The sequence below is a fragment of the Streptomyces sp. B8-7 genome, from assembly GCF_058833805.1.
The window spans coordinates 563,153-580,210 of the sequence record NZ_JBYRRL010000002.1; the positions used below are offsets into that span (position 1 = coordinate 563,153).

At 74.9% G+C, this 17,058-nt stretch carries 15 protein-coding genes and 1 pseudogene; 10 read left to right on the forward strand and 6 right to left on the reverse strand.

Going from position 1 to position 17,058, the window contains the following annotated elements:
- Window position 1: 1 nt before the first annotated feature.
- The 3 genes and pseudogenes from AC5K6T_RS11160 to AC5K6T_RS11170 all read right to left on the reverse strand — a co-directional run.
- Complete coding sequence (locus AC5K6T_RS11160; RefSeq protein ID WP_493208050.1) at window positions 2–1,621, reverse strand: alpha/beta hydrolase; 1,620 nt, start codon at window positions 1,619–1,621, stop codon at window positions 2–4.
- A gap of 436 nt (window positions 1,622–2,057) precedes the next feature.
- The gene (locus AC5K6T_RS11165; protein ID WP_493208052.1) at window positions 2,058–2,642 is read right to left on the reverse strand and encodes a 3'-5' exonuclease; all 585 of its coding nucleotides are present in this window, start codon (window positions 2,640–2,642) and stop codon (window positions 2,058–2,060) included.
- Window positions 2,643–3,428: 786 nt separating this feature from the next.
- Window positions 3,429–3,662 (reverse strand): annotated as a pseudogene (locus tag AC5K6T_RS11170) (Rv2578c family radical SAM protein); the annotation flags it as partial.
- A 134-nt stretch (window positions 3,663–3,796) separates the two neighbouring features.
- On the opposite strand from AC5K6T_RS11170, the gene AC5K6T_RS11175 reads away from it, so the two are divergent.
- From AC5K6T_RS11175 to AC5K6T_RS11215, 9 genes are all read left to right on the forward strand, one after another.
- On the forward strand, window positions 3,797–4,240 hold the full coding sequence (locus tag AC5K6T_RS11175) for an SRPBCC family protein (RefSeq protein WP_493209295.1): 444 nt from the start codon (window positions 3,797–3,799) through the stop codon (window positions 4,238–4,240).
- A gap of 252 nt (window positions 4,241–4,492) precedes the next feature.
- Window positions 4,493–6,997 (forward strand): SpoIIE family protein phosphatase, encoded by a 2,505-nt coding sequence (locus tag AC5K6T_RS11180; protein ID WP_493208054.1) that lies wholly within the window; start codon window positions 4,493–4,495, stop codon window positions 6,995–6,997.
- A gap of 176 nt (window positions 6,998–7,173) precedes the next feature.
- The gene (locus AC5K6T_RS11185; RefSeq protein ID WP_493208056.1) at window positions 7,174–7,896 is read left to right on the forward strand and encodes a class I SAM-dependent methyltransferase; all 723 of its coding nucleotides are present in this window, start codon (window positions 7,174–7,176) and stop codon (window positions 7,894–7,896) included.
- A gap of 160 nt (window positions 7,897–8,056) precedes the next feature.
- Window positions 8,057–8,890: a M55 family metallopeptidase gene (locus AC5K6T_RS11190; protein WP_493208058.1), complete on the forward strand. Its 834-nt coding sequence runs from the start codon at window positions 8,057–8,059 to the stop codon at window positions 8,888–8,890.
- Window positions 8,883–10,199 (forward strand): M20/M25/M40 family metallo-hydrolase, encoded by a 1,317-nt coding sequence (locus AC5K6T_RS11195; protein WP_493208059.1) that lies wholly within the window; start codon window positions 8,883–8,885, stop codon window positions 10,197–10,199. Before AC5K6T_RS11190 ends, AC5K6T_RS11195 begins: the two co-directional genes overlap by 8 nt.
- A gap of 17 nt (window positions 10,200–10,216) precedes the next feature.
- Window positions 10,217–12,169, forward strand: a complete 1,953-nt coding sequence (locus tag AC5K6T_RS11200; RefSeq protein ID WP_493208060.1) for a S9 family peptidase — start codon at window positions 10,217–10,219, stop codon at window positions 12,167–12,169.
- A complete protein-coding gene (locus AC5K6T_RS11205; protein WP_493208062.1) occupies window positions 12,166–13,095 on the forward strand; it encodes a S66 peptidase family protein in 930 nt (309 codons plus the stop codon). Before AC5K6T_RS11200 ends, AC5K6T_RS11205 begins: the two co-directional genes overlap by 4 nt.
- A gap of 551 nt (window positions 13,096–13,646) precedes the next feature.
- Window positions 13,647–13,883, forward strand: a complete 237-nt coding sequence (locus tag AC5K6T_RS11210; protein ID WP_493208064.1) for a LapA family protein — start codon at window positions 13,647–13,649, stop codon at window positions 13,881–13,883.
- 17 nt (window positions 13,884–13,900) lie between these two features.
- Window positions 13,901–14,446, forward strand: a complete 546-nt coding sequence (locus tag AC5K6T_RS11215; RefSeq protein ID WP_493208066.1) for a GNAT family N-acetyltransferase — start codon at window positions 13,901–13,903, stop codon at window positions 14,444–14,446.
- On the opposite strand, the gene AC5K6T_RS11220 is transcribed toward AC5K6T_RS11215, so the two are convergent.
- From AC5K6T_RS11220 to AC5K6T_RS11230, 3 genes are all read right to left on the reverse strand, one after another.
- Window positions 14,424–14,771, reverse strand: a complete 348-nt coding sequence (locus AC5K6T_RS11220; RefSeq protein ID WP_493208068.1) for a DUF6204 family protein — start codon at window positions 14,769–14,771, stop codon at window positions 14,424–14,426. The genes AC5K6T_RS11215 and AC5K6T_RS11220 overlap by 23 nt on opposite strands.
- 289 nt (window positions 14,772–15,060) lie before the next feature.
- Entirely contained in the window at window positions 15,061–15,231 is a 171-nt protein-coding gene (locus AC5K6T_RS11225) for a hydrophobic protein (RefSeq protein WP_493208070.1), read from the reverse strand.
- A gap of 43 nt (window positions 15,232–15,274) precedes the next feature.
- Entirely contained in the window at window positions 15,275–16,096 is an 822-nt protein-coding gene (locus tag AC5K6T_RS11230; protein WP_493208071.1) for a methyltransferase domain-containing protein, read from the reverse strand.
- 286 nt (window positions 16,097–16,382) lie between these two features.
- On the opposite strand from AC5K6T_RS11230, the gene AC5K6T_RS11235 reads away from it, so the two are divergent.
- Entirely contained in the window at window positions 16,383–17,036 is a 654-nt protein-coding gene (locus tag AC5K6T_RS11235; RefSeq protein ID WP_493208072.1) for a histidine phosphatase family protein, read from the forward strand.
- The last annotated feature ends 22 nt before the right edge of the window (window positions 17,037–17,058 follow it).

The following is a 17,058-nucleotide window of genomic DNA, read 5'->3' on the forward strand; positions in this document are numbered from 1 at the left end:
GTCAGCCGCGGAAGCCCAGCAGGCCGTGCAGCGTCGCGCCGCGCGCGGACCTGGACGCGGACTCGAGCGGCTCCGGGTCGGGCAGGGCCGGGCACACCGCGTCCGCCTCGGCGCCGCCGCCGCGCGGCACCGTGCCGTCGGTGAGGTACGCGGCCAGGTGCCGGTCCAGGCAGCTGTTCCCGCTCAGCGTGATGCCGTGGTTGCCGCCGCCCTGCTCCACCACGAGGCTGGAGCCGCGCAGCAGGGTGTGCATCCTGGTGCCGCCCCGGTAGGGGGTGGCGGCGTCGTCGGTGGCCTGGAACAGCAGTGCCGGGGGCAGCGCGGCGTTGGCCACCTGCACCGGCCGCAGCGGCCGTACCGGCCAGAACGCGCACGGCGCGTTGTACCAGGCGTTGTTCCAGGTCATGAAGGGCGCCTTCGCGTGTGTCGCCCAGTTGTCCTGACGCCAGGTCGACCAGTGGCGCGGCCAGGACGCGTCCCGGCACTGCACTGCGGCGTAGACGCTGTACCCGTTGCCTCCGTCGGCGTCGATCGCGGCGAAGGCCTCGTACGCCTCGACCAGCGGGGCGGAGTCGTGGTCGTTGACGTAGGCGGCGAACGCCTCGGCGAGGTAGGGCCAGTAGCCGTTGTAGTAGCCGCCCGGCAGGAAGGTGTCCTCCACTTCGGCGGCGCCCACCGTGCCGCCGGCCGGCTTCTTCGCCAGCTCGGCCCCCATCGCGTACCAGGCGGTCTCGATCGCGGCCGGGTCGGTGCCGAGCCCGTAGGCGGCGTCGTGCTCGGCGACCCAGGCCGTGAACGCCCGGTGGCGGTCGTTGAAGGCGTGGTCCTGCGTGAGGTTGTCGCCGTACCAGACGCCGGTCGGGTCGACCACGGAGTCCAGGACGAGCCGGCGTACCCGCTCGGGGTGCAGCTTGGCGTAGACCGCGCCGAGGTAGGTGCCGTAGGAGTAGCCGAAGTAGTTGATCCGGCGGGCGCCGAGTGCCCGCCGGATCAGGTCCATGTCCTGCGCGGCGGCGATCGTGCCGATGTGCGGCAGCAGGTCCCGGTACTTGGCGGCGCAGGCGTCGGCGAAGTCCTGGGCGCGCGCCAGGTTGGCCCGCTCGATCGCGGGGGTGGCCGGGACGGAGTCGGGGCGCACCGGGTCGAAGTGGCCGGGCAGACAGTCCAGGGCGGGCCTGCTCCTGCCGACGCCGCGCGGGTCGAAGCCGATCACGTCGTACTGGGCGGCCACCTCCTTCGGCAGCGCCTTGGCGACGAACCCGGCGAGGGTGCGCCCGCTGCCGCCGGGACCGCCCGGGTTGACCAGCAGCGGCCCCTGGTACCGCTCGGCGGTGTGCCGCACCCGGGTCAGGGCGAGGGTGATCTGCCGGCCCCGGGGGCGTGCGTGGTCCAGCGGGACCTTCAGGGACGCGCATTCGAGGGTGGGGTAGGCCGCGGTCGCGCAGTCCTTCCAGGCGGGTCGGGAGGCGGCCGAGCCCTGTCCGGCCTGCCCGGTGACCTGACCGGCGGCGACGGCGGTGTCCGGTCCGGGGTCCTGGGCGGTGGCGCGGGCGGGCAGGGTGGTGAACGACCCGGCCAGGATGGCGGCGGTGCCGCACAGTACGGCTGCGCGTCTCTTCATGGTGTCCTTCCGGGACGGAGGTCGGCCGGACCGCCGGGAGACGGCCCTCGCGGCATCGTCCCGGAACGCGCGCGCGGAGGAACCTGTTCCGCACGTACGTGACCCGATTGGATCGCTCGGTGCGCTCGGATGCACCCCACACCAGCATGAGTTGAGTAGGCCCGGGCACCGGCTCGGGGGCCGGCGGGCGCTCCCGGACGCGACGCGGCAGCCCGGCCTCCGGCCTGAAGCAGGCGATCTCCCGGAGCTGGAGGAGGCGCGGCCGAGGGCCGCGCCGTCGACTCTTCATCGCCTGCCGGCCGGACAGCTCGCTGCTCTGGTGGGTCGCCGGGCGCGGCAGGATCGCCGCGCAGGAGGGCGAGGATCCGCACACCACGGGTGTGGCCTCGTGGCTGCCGGCTCGGGCCCACCGGGACACGGGCGTCGGGCCGGTGCGTCAGGCGGGGGGTTCTGACGCGATCGGCCAGACGCCCCGTTCGGAGAGGTGCAGCACGAGGGCCGCGATGTTCCAGGCGTCGTCCTCGCCCCGGTGGTGACGGCCTTCGAGCCGCCGCCCGGCCATCTCCAGGGCCTGTGCCATACCGGGGCGCTTGCGCAGACCGTATGCCTCGGTGAAGACGGCCTTGGCGTTGGTGTGACGGCGTCCGAAGGGGTAGGGCGTCCGCGTGGCCTGACACTGCCGGGTGAACTGGCGGCGGTCGTAGTCGCCCCAACTGACCCACGGCCGGGCGCCTGCGCGGTGCTCGGCCGCCAGGAGCCGGCACGCCTCGGCGAAGGTGACCCCCTGGTCGACCTCGTGTCGAGTGAGGCCGGTGAGCTCCGTGCAGAACCCGCTGACCGTGGACCGGGCGGGCCTCACCAGGATCCGGTGCCGGGCGAGGCGCCGGCCGGCGTCCAGGTCGATGACGGTCAGCCCGATCTCGATGATCTCGCTGACCTCGCCGGGCGGCGGGGAACCGGCCCAGCAGGTCGCTTCGACGTCCACGATGTTGACGAGGCCCTCGGCCCAGGAGCTGCCCATGGCGGGAAGCCTAGGCAGGCGCGGCGGCCGGGACACCTGGTTTTCGGGGCTGCGGAACGACCCGGGACGCGCGGAACTCCCGGCGTGGCCCCGCCGGGTGGGGCCGGCTCGGCTTCCTGCGCCGTGCAGCCGCTTCTCAGCCGTGCTGCGGAACGACCCGGGACGCGCGGAACTCCCGGCGTGGCCCAGCCGGGTGCGGCCGGCTCGGCTTCCTGCGCCGTGCAGCCGCTTCTCAGCCGTGCGATGGAGCCCGAAGAAGGTCTCACCGGCGGTCTGCGATGCGTCCGCCCGGGTCGCGGCGCCGCTCGACGATCCGTTCCGGGGTGTCGCGAGGCACTCGGCAGAGTCGTACGGGCCGTGGTCGTGTGCCGGCACCGGCCCTGAGGTGTTCTCCGGCGACGTGTCAGGACATCCGGGCTGCCCCGTTCGCCCGCCCTGCCGAGCGCCGCAGGTCTCCGGTCGGGCGGGTCCCGTCCTGGCCGGCTGCCGCCGCCCTCGCGTGGGAGCCCGCCCGCTCCGAGGGCGGCCCCCCCGGTGCTCCCGGGCGCGGACGGGGCGCCGGCCGGGTCGTCGAGGGGCTCGGGGTTCTTGGCCCTGCCCTCGCCGAGCAGGGTCGCGTAGGCCGCCGCGCCGGCCCGGGGTGTGTCCCGTCCGCCGGTGGTGGGCGCGTCGTTCGGCGGGAGTCCTCTGGCCGTGCTCCGCCATGCGCTGTCGATGCGCACGGGCCTCGCCGGGGACTTCGTCCGGGAGATCCGGGGAGCCGGGTCGTCCGAGGAACTACGCGCGGGCACGGGATCGGCCTCGGCAGGGGGTGAGCGTCCACGCGAACGGCCTGCGGGACGCGCCCGGCACCCGGTCGAGGGCCGACCGGGCCCGGATCCCGGGGAGGGTGATCCCCCGGAACCCGGGCGGGCCGGACGACCGGCTGATCACCGCGTCGGCGCCGGACGGCGCGGCGCCGGCCCGGCTGTGCTCGGCCCGGCTGTGCTCGGCGCGGTCGGTGAGGTTCTCCCAGCGCATGAGTCCTCCTCGGTGGCACGGGAGCCCACAATAGAACATATGTTCCCATGATCGTGCGCTCCCGATTTGGGCGGCCGGGCGGCAGGGTGGTTGGCTTGCCCCAACCCCGAGAACCGAAGGTCCTGGAGGAAGCAATGGCGCAGGTCGAGGCCAGCACGGAGCGGGTCGTCGCGGCGGACCCGGAGACGGTGTTCGACACGCTCGCCGACTACAGCGGCACCCGCGCGAAGCTGCTCCCCGAGCACTTCAGCGAGTACGAGGTGCGCGAAGGCGGCGACGGTGAGGGCACGCTCGTCCACTGGAAGCTCCAGGCCACCAGCAAGCGGGTGCGCGACTGCCTCCTGGAGGTCACCGAGCCCACCGACGGCGAACTGGTCGAGAAGGACCGCAACTCCTCCATGGTCACGGTCTGGCGCGTCACCCCGGCCGGCGAGGGCGCCTCGCGCGTGGCCGTCACCACCACCTGGAAGGGCGCCGGCGGCATCGGCGGCTTCTTCGAGAGGACCTTCGCCCCCAAGGGCCTGGGCCGGATCTACGACGTGGTGCTCGCCCGGCTCGCCGCCGAGGTCGAGAAGTAGGTTCCCCTCCGGGCAATGCGCTCCGCGCCCGGGGGCGTGCAAGTCCCCGGCCGTGGAGGGCCGTCGGTCCTCTTCACCGGATCGGGTGGAATCCCGCCCGCCCCGCCCGCCCCGGCCGGCCCCGTGCAGGCCCGGCCGCCGGGGCACCCCGTGCCGTCAATTCCCGTATTGCCGCCCACGGCGGTGCGCCGGAGCCGTACGGTGGTGCGGGGGACAGATCTTGTGGAGGCGTGCGGAGAGAGGGCTTGGGCCATGGACCGTGGCACCGACCGGGCAGCACTCCCCAGTCGGCCGGACGGCGTCGGCGGGGAGGCCGGCCCCGCGGCCGGGCGCGTCCCGCTCGCCGTGGCCGTCGTCGACCGCGACGGGCTGGTCTCGCACTGGAGCAGCGGCGCCCGACGGCTCTTCGGCACGCCCAAACAGGACGCGATCGGCCGGCCCGTCACCGACCTGCTGCCGGTCTCCGGCGCGCTCCCCGAGCGGCAGGAGGACAGTCCCTTCGGCGCCTACCCCGTGCACGAGGGGCTCGGCCACGATCCGCTCGGTCACGACCTGGGGTCCTCGCTCGGCGGTGCCCTCGCCTATCCCGCGGCCGGACGCGCCCGCCTGGACGTGCCGGGCGGCACGCGGGCCGACGTGCTCTGGTGGGCCTACCCGCTGGTCGGCCCCGGCCCCGAACGGCTGCTCGTCCTCGCCGCCGACGCGGCCGGACCCCACCTGGGCGGACCGGCCGCCGGTCCGGGCACGGGCACGGGCACGGAGCGCGTCGCGCCGGCCTTCGCCCTGCACACCGACTTCCCCGGCGCCGCCGAACTCGCCCGCCGCCTGCCCGACATCCTGCCCAGCATGAGCGTGGAGGACAGCGCCCGCATCGTCGCCCAGGTCCTCGAACTGGGTTATCCCGTACTGGAGTTCAGCCAGAACGACCGGGTGCCCGTGACTCCCGACTGGGGCGTGCCCCGGCGCGCCGAACGCCAGGCCCGCCGCGAGCGCCTGGCCCGCGCCGCCTCCGGCCTGCCGCTGCCCGCCGACCTGACCGCGGACGAGGCCGAGGATCTCGCGGAGGACCTCGAACACGCCGCCGTGCGCGAGCGCCTGGAGTTCCTCAACGAGGTCAGCGGGCGCATCGGCACCTCCCTCGACCTGTCCCGCACCGTCATCGAGGTCAGCCGGGCGGTGGTGCCGCGCTTCACCGACGTCGCCGGCACCTACCTGCGCGAACAGGTCGTCGCGGGTGAGGGGTTCCCCGAGGGCGTCCCCGACACCACCACCCTGTGGCACCGGGTGGCCGTCGAGCACACCGACGAACCCGGCCGCTGGGACGACGTCGTGCCGGTCGGCGAGGCCATGCCGTTCCCCGCGCACACCCCGTTCTTCCAGTGCATGACCACCGGCGAACCCGTCCTGGTGCCCCGGATCAGCGAGCAGCTCGGACACGCCATCGCCTCCCAGTTCGAGAAGCGGGACATCCGGCCGCTGATCACCGGCCGGTCCATGCTGGTCGTACCGCTCAAGGCCCGCAACGTCGTCCTCGGCTTCATGGTCCTGCTGCGCCACCCCGAGCGCGCCGAGTTCAACGACATGGACCGCGTCACCGGCGCCGAACTCGCCGCCCGCGCCGGGCTCGTGCTGGACAACGCGCGCATGTACACCTACCAGGAGTCCGTCGCCGAGACGCTCCAGGACAGCATGCTGCCGCACATCCCGGCGCGCCGGGCGGGCTGCGACATCGCCACCCGCTACCTGCCGGGCACCCTCCTCGGCCGGGTCGGCGGCGACTGGTTCGACTCGGTCAAGCTGCCCGGCGCCCGGACCGCCCTGGTGGTCGGCGACGTCATGGGCCACGGGCTGAACTCGGCCGCGATGATGGGCCAGTTGCGCACCGCCGTACAGACCATGGCGGCGCTCGACCTGCCGCCCGCCCAGCTCCTGCGCAACCTGGACGACCTCGCCCAGCGGCTCGGTGACGGCTACCTGGCGACCTGCCTCTACGCCGTGTACGACCCCATCGCGGGCGAACTGTGCCTCGCCAACGCCGGACACATCCCGCCCGTGGTCGTCCGGGCCGGGGACGGCCGCAGCGAACTCCTCGACCTGCCGACCGGCGCCCCGATCGGCGTCGGCGGAGTCCCCTTCGAGACCGTCCGCGTCCGTGTCGGGCCGGGCGACCGGCTGGTGATGTGCACCGACGGGCTGGTGGAGATGCGCGGCGAGGACATCGGGGTGGGGCTGGCCACGCTGTGCGAGTCCGCCGCGCATCCGGCCGCCTCCATGGACGCCGCCTGCGACACCATCATCCGCGCCCTCAACACCCGCGGCGGCCGCAAGGACGACGTCGCCCTGCTGATGGCGCGCCTCAACGGCATCGCCCCCGACGACGTCGCGGAGTGGAGTCTCGCGCTCACCCCGGCCGAGGTGCCGCGGGCCCGCGCCGTGGTCCGCGAGCAGCTCCGCACCTGGGGGCTCGCCCGGCTCGCCGACCCGGCCGAACTGCTGGTCAGCGAGCTCGTCACCAACGCCGTACGGCACGCGGACAGCAGGCCGGTCACCCTCAGGCTGGTGCGCGGCGACACCCTGCTGTGCGAGGTGGAGGACGACGGGCACGAGCTGCCCACCCTGCTGAGCACCGGGCCCGGCGACGTGGCGGGGCGCGGACTGCGGGTGGTCTCCGCACTCGCCCGGGAGTGGGGCACCAGCCGCACCGGCACCGGCAAGACCGTGTGGTTCGAGCTCGCGCTCCCCGCCCGGCCCCACTGACACACCCTCAACTCCACGTCCCTGCACAGGGTTCGGCGCCCCGCTCGACGAGCCCCGGACATCGAACGCGCCGTGAAGAAGCCCGTCCCGCGGTTGTTTCGGCGACCGGGGAAGGGTAGACCGTACTGGCCCGTCGCACACGGCGGGATCGCGTCGCACCTTGGGGAGTTGGGGACATGAGCGTGACGAGCCGGTACCGGAGCGCCTGGGAGGGCTTCTGGCAGGAGGCCTCCGACGAACAGGGAGCCGTGTTCTGGGATGCCGAGCCGTCCCTGACCGCCGCACGGCACGTGGCCCTGTTCGAGCCGCTGCTCACCGACCCCGGTCTGCCGCTGATAGACCTGGGCTGCGGCAACGGCACCCAGACCCGCTTCTTCGCCGCCCGCTTCCCGCGGGTGATCGGCGCCGACCTGTCGCCCGCCGCCCTGCAGCACGCCCGGCTCGCCGACCCCGCCGGGCAGGCGGCCTACCGGGAGCTGGACGCCACGGACAAGTCCGAGGCCGAGACGCTGCACGCGGAGCTCGGCGACGCCAACGTCTACATGCGCGGTGTGCTCCACCAGTGCGAGCCGGACGACCGGCTGCCGCTGGCCGACGCGCTCGCCGCCCTCCTCGGCGAGCGCGGCCGCGGCTTCCTCGTGGAGCCGTCCGAGCAGGCCGGTTCCGTGCTGCGCGGCCTGGCCCAGGGCCCGGACGGGCCGCCCGCCAAGCTGGCCCCCGTCCTCAGACACGGCATCGCCCCCGGCGAGGTGGCCGACTCCGCGGTGACCGGCCTCCTCGCCGCCGCCGGGCTCGCCGTCCTGGCCGACGGTGACCTGCCGCTCGCGACGACCGAGCGCACCGCCGACGGCGCCCTGATAGAGCTGCCGTCGAAGTGGCTGGTGGTGGGCGCCGCATAGCGCCCGGCCGGACCCGGCGGGGCGCCGCACAGCGCCCGGCCGGCCCCGGAGGCGGACCTCCCGGCAGCCGGCCACCGGGCCGGCCCGGGGCGAAGCCGCCGGTCACGGCGCGATGGGACGTCCTGGCCCGTTCGCGTGTCCCGGCGTAACGTGGCGCTCCATGAAGATCCTCATCAGCGCCGACATGGAGGGCGCCACCGGCGTGACCTGGCCCGCCGACGTGCTTCCGGGGACACCGCAGTGGGAGCGGTGCCGGTCGATGTTCACCTCGGACGTCAACGCCGCGGTGCTCGGCTTCCACGACGGCGGCGCCGACGAGGTCCTCGTCAACGAGGCCCACTGGAGCATGCGCAACCTGCTGCTGGAGCAGCTGGACCAGCGGGCCGAGATGCTCACCGGCCGGCACAAGGCGCTGTCCATGGTGGAGGGCGTCCAGCACGGCGACATCGACGGCATCGCCTTCGTCGGCTACCACGCGGGCGCCGGCATGGAGGGCGTCCTCGCCCACACCTACCTCGCCAACCAGATCACGGGCGTCTGGCTGGACGGCGTACGGGCCAGCGAGGGCCTGCTCAACGCGCACGTCGTCGCGGAGTACGGCGTCCCGGTCGTCCTCGTCACCGGGGACGACCTGGCCTGCGAGGACGCCCTGGGCTACGCCCCCGAAGCGCTGAAGGTGGCCGTGAAGGACCACGTCTCGCGGTACGCGGCGGTCTGCCGCACCCCCGCCCGGACCGCCGCCGACATCCGCGCGGCCGCCAAGGAGGCGGCCGCGCTCGCCGTGCGGCGCGAGCCCGTCACGGCCGGACCCCACACCGTCGCCCTGGAGTTCGACGCCGAACACCTGGCGATGGCCGCCACGGTCGTGCCCGGAGTGGACCGCACCGGGGAGCGCAGGGTCGCCTACACCAGCGACACCATGGTCGAGGGGATCCGCACCTTCAAGGCGGTCACCACCATCGTCTCGGCCGCCGTGGAGGAGCAGTATGGCTGACGAGCAGGCACTGGACGAGGTCGTCCGCTTCACCTCCGACCTCATCCGCATCGACACCACCAACCGGGGCGGCGGCGACTGCCGGGAGCGGCCCGCCGCCGAGTACGCGGCCGAGGCCCTCACCGGAGCGGGCCTGGAGCCGGTCCTGCTGGAGCGCACCGAGGGCCGGACGAACGTCGTGGCCCGGCTGCCCGGCACCGACCCCTCCGCGGACGCGCTGCTGGTCCACGGGCACCTGGACGTGGTGCCCGCTCAGGCGGCCGACTGGAGCGTGCACCCCTTCTCCGGCGAGATCCGCGACGGCGTCGTGTGGGGCCGCGGCGCGGTCGACATGAAGAACATGGACGCGATGATCCTGGCCGTCCTGCGGTCCTGGGCGCGCACCGGTGTCCGGCCGCGCCGCGACCTGGTGATCGCGTTCACCGCGGACGAGGAGGCCAGCGCCGAGGACGGCTCCGGCTTCCTCGCCGACCGGCACCCGCACCTCTTCGAGGGCTGCACCGAGGGCATCAGCGAGTCCGGCGCCTTCACCTTCCACGACGGCTCCGGCCGCCGGATCTACCCCATCGCGGCGGGCGAGCGCGGCACCGGCTGGCTGAAGCTGACCGCCCGCGGCCGGGCCGGGCACGGCTCCAAGGTCAACCGGGAGAACGCGGTGAGCCGGCTCGCCGCGGCCGTCACCCGCATCGGCGACCACGAGTGGCCGCTCCGGCTCACCCCCACCGTGCGGGCCGCCCTCACCGAACTCGCCGCGCTCTACGGCATCTCCTCGGAGATCACCCCCGACTTCGACGACGTCGACGGCCTGCTCGCCAAGCTGGGCCCGGCGGCGAAGCTGGTCGAGGCGACCGTGCGCAACAGCGCCAACCCGACCATGCTGCAGGCGGGCTACAAGGTCAACGTGATCCCCGGCGAGGCCGTCGCCCATGTCGACGGCCGCTTCCTGGCGGGCGGCGAGGAGGAGTTCCGCGCCACCCTGGACGAACTGACCGGACCGGACGTGGACTGGGAGTTCGACCACCGTGAAGTCGCCCTCCAGGCACCCGTGGAGTCGGAGACCTTCGCCCGGATGCGGGCCGCCGTCGAGGAGTTCGCGCCCGAGGGGCACGTGGTGCCGTACTGCATGTCGGGCGGCACCGACGCCAAGCAGTTCTCCCGGCTGGGCATCACCGGGTACGGTTTCGCACCTCTGAAACTGCCGGAGTCGCTGGACTACCAGGCCCTGTTCCACGGGGTCGACGAACGGGTGCCGGTCGAGGCGCTGCACTTCGGCGTCCGCGTCCTGGACCGCTTCCTGCGGACGGCCTGAGAGAAGTGGGGGACGACGTGCGGACACTGCCCTACGGATCGTGGCCCTCGCCCATCGACGCGGCGCTCGCCGCCGCGAACGACGGGCACCCCGAATGGGTCGGGGTCGTCGGCGAGGAGACCTGGTGGACCGAGCCGCGCCCCGCCGAGGGCGGGCGGCGCACCCTGGTGCGCCGGCACCCCGACGGGCGGGAGGAGGCGGTCCTGCCCGCGCCGTGGAACGTGCGCAGCCGGGTCATCGAGTACGGCGGGCAGCCCTGGGCGGGAGCCGTCGTCGACGGCCGCCCGCTGGTGGTGTTCGCCGACTTCGCCGACCAGCGTCTGTACCGCTTCGCACCCGGCGGCACCCCGGTCCCGCTCACCCCGGTCTCCGCGACCGGCGGCGGACTGCGCTGGGCCGACCCCGTGGTGCTGCCCGAGCGGGGCGAGGTGTGGGCGGTGCTGGAGGAGTTCACCGGCGACGGGCCGGGCGACGTGCGCCGCGTCCTGGCCGCCGTCCCGCTGGACGGATCCGCCGCCGGGGACCGCCCCGCGGTACGCCGGCTCACCCCCGAACGCCACCGCTTCGTGACCGGACCGAAGCTCTCGCCCGACGGGCGGCGGGCCGCCTGGCTCGGCTGGGACCATCCGCGGATGCCCTGGGACGGCACCGAACTGCTGCTCGCCGACGTCACCCCCGACGGCACCCTCCACGCGCCCCGGACGGTGGCGGGCGGACCCGAGGAGTCCGTCTGCCAGGCCGACTTCGCCGCCGACGGGGCGCTGCTGTGGGCGAGCGACCGTACCGGCTGGTGGAACCTCTACCGCGACGGAACGCCCCTGTGCCCGCGCGAGGAGGAGTTCGGCGGACCGCTGTGGAAGGTCGGCCAACGCTGGTTCGCACCGCTGCCCGGCGGGCCGGTCGCCGTGGTGCACGGACGCGGCGCCACCGCGCTCGGCCTGCTCGACCCGGAGACCGGCGAGGTCGTCGACGCCGCCGGACCCTGGACGGAGTTCGCCCCCACCCTCGCCGTGTCCGGCGACCGGGTCGTCGCCGTCGGAGCCAGCCCGCGCACCGGGTACGAGGTCGTCGAACTCGACACCGCCACCGGGCACGCCAGGGTGACCGGCGCCGCGCACACCGACGACGTCGACCCCGTGTACTACCCCGAGCCGCAGATCCGCACCTTCACCGGCCCCGACGGCCGGGAGATCCACGCGCACGTGTACCCGCCGCACAACCCCGGCTGCGCCGCCCCCGACGCCGAGAGACCCCCGTACGTGGTGTGGGCGCACGGCGGACCCACCGGCCGCTCCCCGCTGGTGCTCGACCTGGAGATCGCCTACTTCACCTCCCGGGGCATCGGCGTCGCCGAGGTCGACTACGGCGGCTCGGCCGGCTACGGGCGGGAGTACCGCAACCGGCTGCGCGGGCAGTGGGGCGTCGTCGACGTGGAGGACTGCGCGGCCGTCGCCCTCACCCTGGCCGGCGAGGGCACCGCGGACCCCGCCCGGCTCGCCCTGCGCGGCGGCAGCGCGGGCGGCTGGACCGCGGCCGCCTCGCTCGCCGCCACCGACGTGTACGCCTGCGGCACGATCATCTACCCGGTGCTCGACCTGGCCGGCTGGGCGGCCGGCGAGACCCACGACTTCGAGTCCCACTACCTGGAGACCCTGGTCGGACCCCGCGCCGAGGTGCCCGCACGGTACGCGGAGCGCTCGCCCGTGGAGCACGCCGACCGCATCACCGCCCCGTTCCTGCTGCTGCAGGGCCTGGACGACGTGATCTGCCCGCCCGCCCAGAGCGAACGCCTGCTCGCCCGCATGGCCGGGCGGGGCGTGCCGCACGCCTACCTCGCCTTCGAGGGCGAGGGGCACGGCTTCAGGCGGGCCGACACCATGGTGCGCGCCCTGGAGGCCGAACTGTCCCTGTACGCACAGGTGTTCGGGCTCAATCCGCCCGGCGTCCCGGTGCTGGAGCTGACCACGTGAAGCAGCTGACCCGCCCTCGTCGGCTCGCGCCCGGCGCCCGGGTGGCCGTCGTCGCGCCCAGCGGCCCCGTCCCCGAGGAGCGTCTCCAGGCCGGCCTCGACGTGCTCCGCGGCTGGGACCTCGACCCGGTCGTCGCACCCCATGTCCTCGACCGGCACCCCGAGTTCGGCTACCTGGCAGGCGCCGACGCCGACCGGGCCGCCGACCTCCAGGCCGCCTGGTGCGACCCGGCCGTCGACGCCGTGCTGTGCGCCCGCGGCGGCTACGGCGCGCAGCGCATGGCCGGCCTGCTGGACTGGGACGCGATGCGGGCCGCCGGGCCCAAGGTGTTCGTCGGGTTCAGCGACATCACCGCCCTGCACGAGGCGTTCGCCGTCCGGCTCGGACTGGCCACCCTGCACGGGCCGATGGCGGCCGGCGTCGACTTCCTGAAGAACACGCGCGCCCAGGACCACCTGCGGGCCACCCTGTTCGCGCCGGAGACCGTCACCACCGTCCGCGCCGCCGACGGAGGCCGGGCCATGGTCCCGGGCCGGGCCCGCGGGGTGCTGCTCGGCGGCTGCCTGTCGCTGCTCGCCGCCGAGGCGGGCACCGGGCACGCCCGCCCCTCGGCCGCGGGCGGGCTGCTGTGCCTGGAGGACGTGGGGGAGGAGCCGTACCGCGTCGACCGCTGCCTCACCCAACTGCTGCGCGCGGGCTGGCTGGACGGCGTCAGCGGGGTGCTGCTCGGCTCCTGGGAGGGCTGCGGCCCCTACGACGCGCTGCGGCCGCTGCTCGCCGACCGGCTCGGCGGGCTCGGCGTGCCGGTCGTGGAGGAGTTCGGCTTCGGGCACGGCCCCGGGGCGCTGACCGTCCCCTTCGGAGCCGTGGCCGAACTGGACGCCGGGGCGGGCACCCTGACCCTGGACGAACCGGCCCTGCGCTGAGCCCCGCGGACGCCCGGCAGGGGCCGGCGGGTGCGTGCGGGGCGGGGCTCGCCCCGGCCTCCGGCAGGCGCTGCCACGGCGTGGCCGCTGCCGGCCCGGCACCGCCGTGGCCGGAGCCGAACCGGGGTGCGCGTGCGCCGGGGGACCTGCTGCCGTGACCGGGGGCGTTCACCGGCCCGCGGCGCCCGGCACGGCGCCGCCTCGCCGCGTTGCGGCCTCACCCGCGCACGGCCGGCACGCGGCTGATGCTCCGCCCCGCGGCGCACCGCACCGCAGGGCGCGAGCCGTGCGGCGAACCCCTCCGGTCACCGCACCGGCCGCCGCGGGACCGGCCCGTGGGCGGTGCGGCGGCGCGCTCCGTGCGCGGTGCGGCGGCGCGCAGCGCGTGGCGTGGCGGCGCGTGGTGTGGCGTGGCGGCGCGTGGCGTGGCGGCGGGCGGGGTGCGGGCGCGGGCCGTACCGGGCCCGCGGCAGGGGCCGAAGCACGCCCGGCCCGGGCCCTCCTCGTGCCCTCACCGTGCGTGACGTGTCCGGTGGGCGCACCCTGGGGGTATGAGTCCGAAGACCTCCGAGAAGGACCGGGGCAGACTGCGCGAGGCGATGACCCCGGCGCGGACGGCGGTCCTGGTGCTCGCCGTCCTGGCCCTGATCTTCATCTTCGAGAACACCCGTGAGACCGAGATCCGGCTGCTGATCCCCGAGGTCACCGTGCCGCTGTGGACGGCGCTGCTCGCCACCGGGATCGTCGGCGCCCTGTGCGGGGCCTACTTCATGAGGCGCCGGCGCTGACGGCATAGGGTGAGCCGATGCCCCACCCCGTATCGCGCCACCTCGCGGAGGGCCCCCGCGTGGGCATACGCCCGTTCACGCGTGCCGACGGCCCCGAGTTCACCGCCCGCGCCCAGGAGAGCAAGGACCTCCACCGCCCCTGGCTGTTCCCGCCCGACGACGCCCCCGCCTACGACGCCTACGCGAGCCGGCTCATCGAGGACCCGACGAAGGAGGGCTTCCTGGTGTGCGAGAGGCACGACGGGTCGATCGCCGGGTTCGTCACGATCAACAACATCGTGCACGGAGCGTTCCTCTCGGGCGCCCTCGGCTACGGGGCCTTCGCGCACGCGGCCGGTCGCGGCCTGATGCGCGAGGGCCTCGGGCTGGTCGTCGACCACGCCTTCGGACCGATGCGGCTGCACCGCCTGGAGATCAACGTGCAGCCCGGAAACGCCGCCTCCATCGCCCTGGCCCGCTCCTGCGGGTTCCGGCTGGAGGGCTTCTCCCCGGCGATGCTGTTCATCGACGGGGCCTGGCGCGACCACGAACGCTGGGCGCTCACCGCCGAGATGCGGGCTTGAGGTTGATCTTCATCGTGTCCAGGTCGGTGACCGTCGAGCGCAACGGCCCGAAGCCGTAGCCCAGCCCGCGCAGCACCGTCTTGGCCCGGTCCTCGGCGATCGCCGCCGCCATCTCCTCGCCGTCCGCCGCGTCCGACACCACCACGAACCGCATCGAGAAGTGCTTCAGCGGTCTCGGTTCGTAGGACAGCGTGCCCTCCTCGGTGAAGCGCATGCTCGCCAGACCGTGCTCAGCCGCTTCGGCCAGCAGCCGCTCCCCGGCCTCCTCGGTCAGCTCGCTCCAGGTGCCGCGCACGATCACCCGGTAGGTGTGCTGTTCCGCCATGTCGGCCTCCTCCGTCCGCGGGTCGAAGATCCGACTGTACGTCGTGCGCCGCCCGGGACGGGCAGGTATTCCTGCGGGCGGACACCGAGCGTCTCCGGGGGACACCAGACACCACGGGGCCCGACGGGCAAGAGCGGGTGCGGGCGGGCGGGCCCGGACAGGTACCGGCGTGCGCGGCGGGATCGCACGCGCGGCGGGGACCGGACCCGCGGCGGGGACCGGACCCGCGGGGCGGCGGGATGCCCACCGGCACCCCGCCGCCCCGCACCCACCGGCCCGGAAGCGGGCCTCACCACCTGTACCAGCGGCCCCTGCCCCCGCCGGCGGACGTGCCCCGCACCAGGAACCCGAGCAGCCACACCACCAGCACCGCCAGGGCGATCCACCAGAGCACCTTCACGGCGAAACCGACGCCGAACAGCAGCAGTACCAACAGCAGGACGAGCAGAATCGGAACCATGTCGTCGACCTCCTGACCGCCCGTGTTTCCCGGATTCCGCGGTTCAGACCTCGGTGCGGCAGAGGATCTCCCCGTGCAGGACGGCGAACCAGCCGTCCTCCCGGCGCCCCCACTCCTCCCACGCGGCCGCCGCCGCCCGGAGGTCCGCGGCCGTCGCGTGGCCGCCCGCGACGGCACGCTTCGCGAAGGCGGAGGCCAGTGTGCGCTCCGCCCACAGGCCGCTCCACCACGCCCGCTCCCCAGGGGTGGCGAAGGTCCAGGCCGAGGAGGTGGCGGTGACGTCGGTCAGGCCGGCCGCCCGAGCCCACGCGGTCAGCCGCCGCCCCGCGTCCGGCTCACCGCCGCCCGCGCGGGCGACCCGCTCGTACAGGTCCCGCCAGGCGTCCAGGCCGGGAACCGCCGGATACCAGGTCATGGCCGCGTAGTCCGCGTCACGGACGGCGACCAGGCCGCCCGGTCGCGTGACCCGCCGCATCTCCCGCAGCGCCCGGACGGGGTCACCGACGTGCTGGAGCACCTGGTGGGCGTGGACGACGTGGAACGTGTCGTCCGGGAAGCCGAGCGCATGGACGTCCGCGACGGTGAAGTCCGTGTTCGTCAGCCCCCGTTCGGCCGCGGTGGCCCGGGCGGTCGACACGATCCCGGGGGCCCGGTCGGCGCCGGTGACATGCCCCCGCGGAACCAGCGCGGCCAGGTCCGCGGTGATCGTCCCGGGCCCGCAGCCGATGTCCAGGATCCGCATGTCCGGCCGGAGCGAACCGGTCAGGTACGCGGCCGAGTTGGCGGCGGTGCGCCAGGTGTGGGAACGCAGCACCGACGCATGGTGCCCGTGCGTGTAGACGGCGGTCTCCCGGTCGCTCGGCATGGCCGTACCCCTCTCACCGGACGCCTCGCGGCCCCGGACTTCCCGAGTCTTCGCTTCGTCGGCCCGTCGGCCGGCCCGTCGGCCCCGCTCTACGGGCTCGGGCCCGTCCCGGCAGCATCCGGGGCGGCTGCTGCCACCGTACGCCTCCTTCGCCGCATCCTGAGACAGGTGTCCTGAGATATGGACTGACGTACTGTCAGTGAGCGGATCGCCGTCTCCGCCGCGGGTAGGCTGAAGTGGTCGTACGGCCGGCCTGCGCCGTGCCGCCCAGTGAGAGGACCCGCGGATGCGGCTGCTTCTGATACGCCACGGTCAGACCGTCGCCAACCTGGACTACCTCCTCGACACCGCGTTCCCCGGTACGCCGCTGACCGGGCTCGGCGAACGGCAGGCCGCCGCCCTGGCCGAGGCGCTCGCCGACGAGGACATCGGGGCGGTGTACGCCTCCCCGCTGACCCGCACCCGGCACACCGCGGCCCCGCTGGCCGCCGCCCGCGGCCTGGAGGTCCAGGTCCGCGACGGTCTGCGCGAGGTCTCCGCGGGCGAGCTGGAGATGCTGCCCGGTCACTTCGGGGACGGCGAGCGCTACCTGCACACCCTGGTCGCCTGGATGCACGGTGACACCCGCCTGCGGATGCCCGGCGCGGACACGGGGCAGGAGGTCCTCGCCCGCTTCGACGCCGTGGTCGCGGAAGCCGCCGGCCGGAGCGCCGGCGCCGCCGCCCTGGTCAGCCACGGAGCGGTCATCCGGCTGTGGACGGCGGTGCGTGCCGTCAACATCGACGTGGCCTACGCCGCCGCCCACGGGCTGGACAACACCGGTGTGGTCGTCCTGGAGGGCACGCCCGCCGACGGCTGGAAGGCGCTGACCTGGGCGGGCGCCCCGATGCCGGCCGCCGGGAGCGGTCCTGCCGGGGAGCCGCTGGAGGACCCCCGATAAGGGTTTGCCCGCGCCCGCGGGC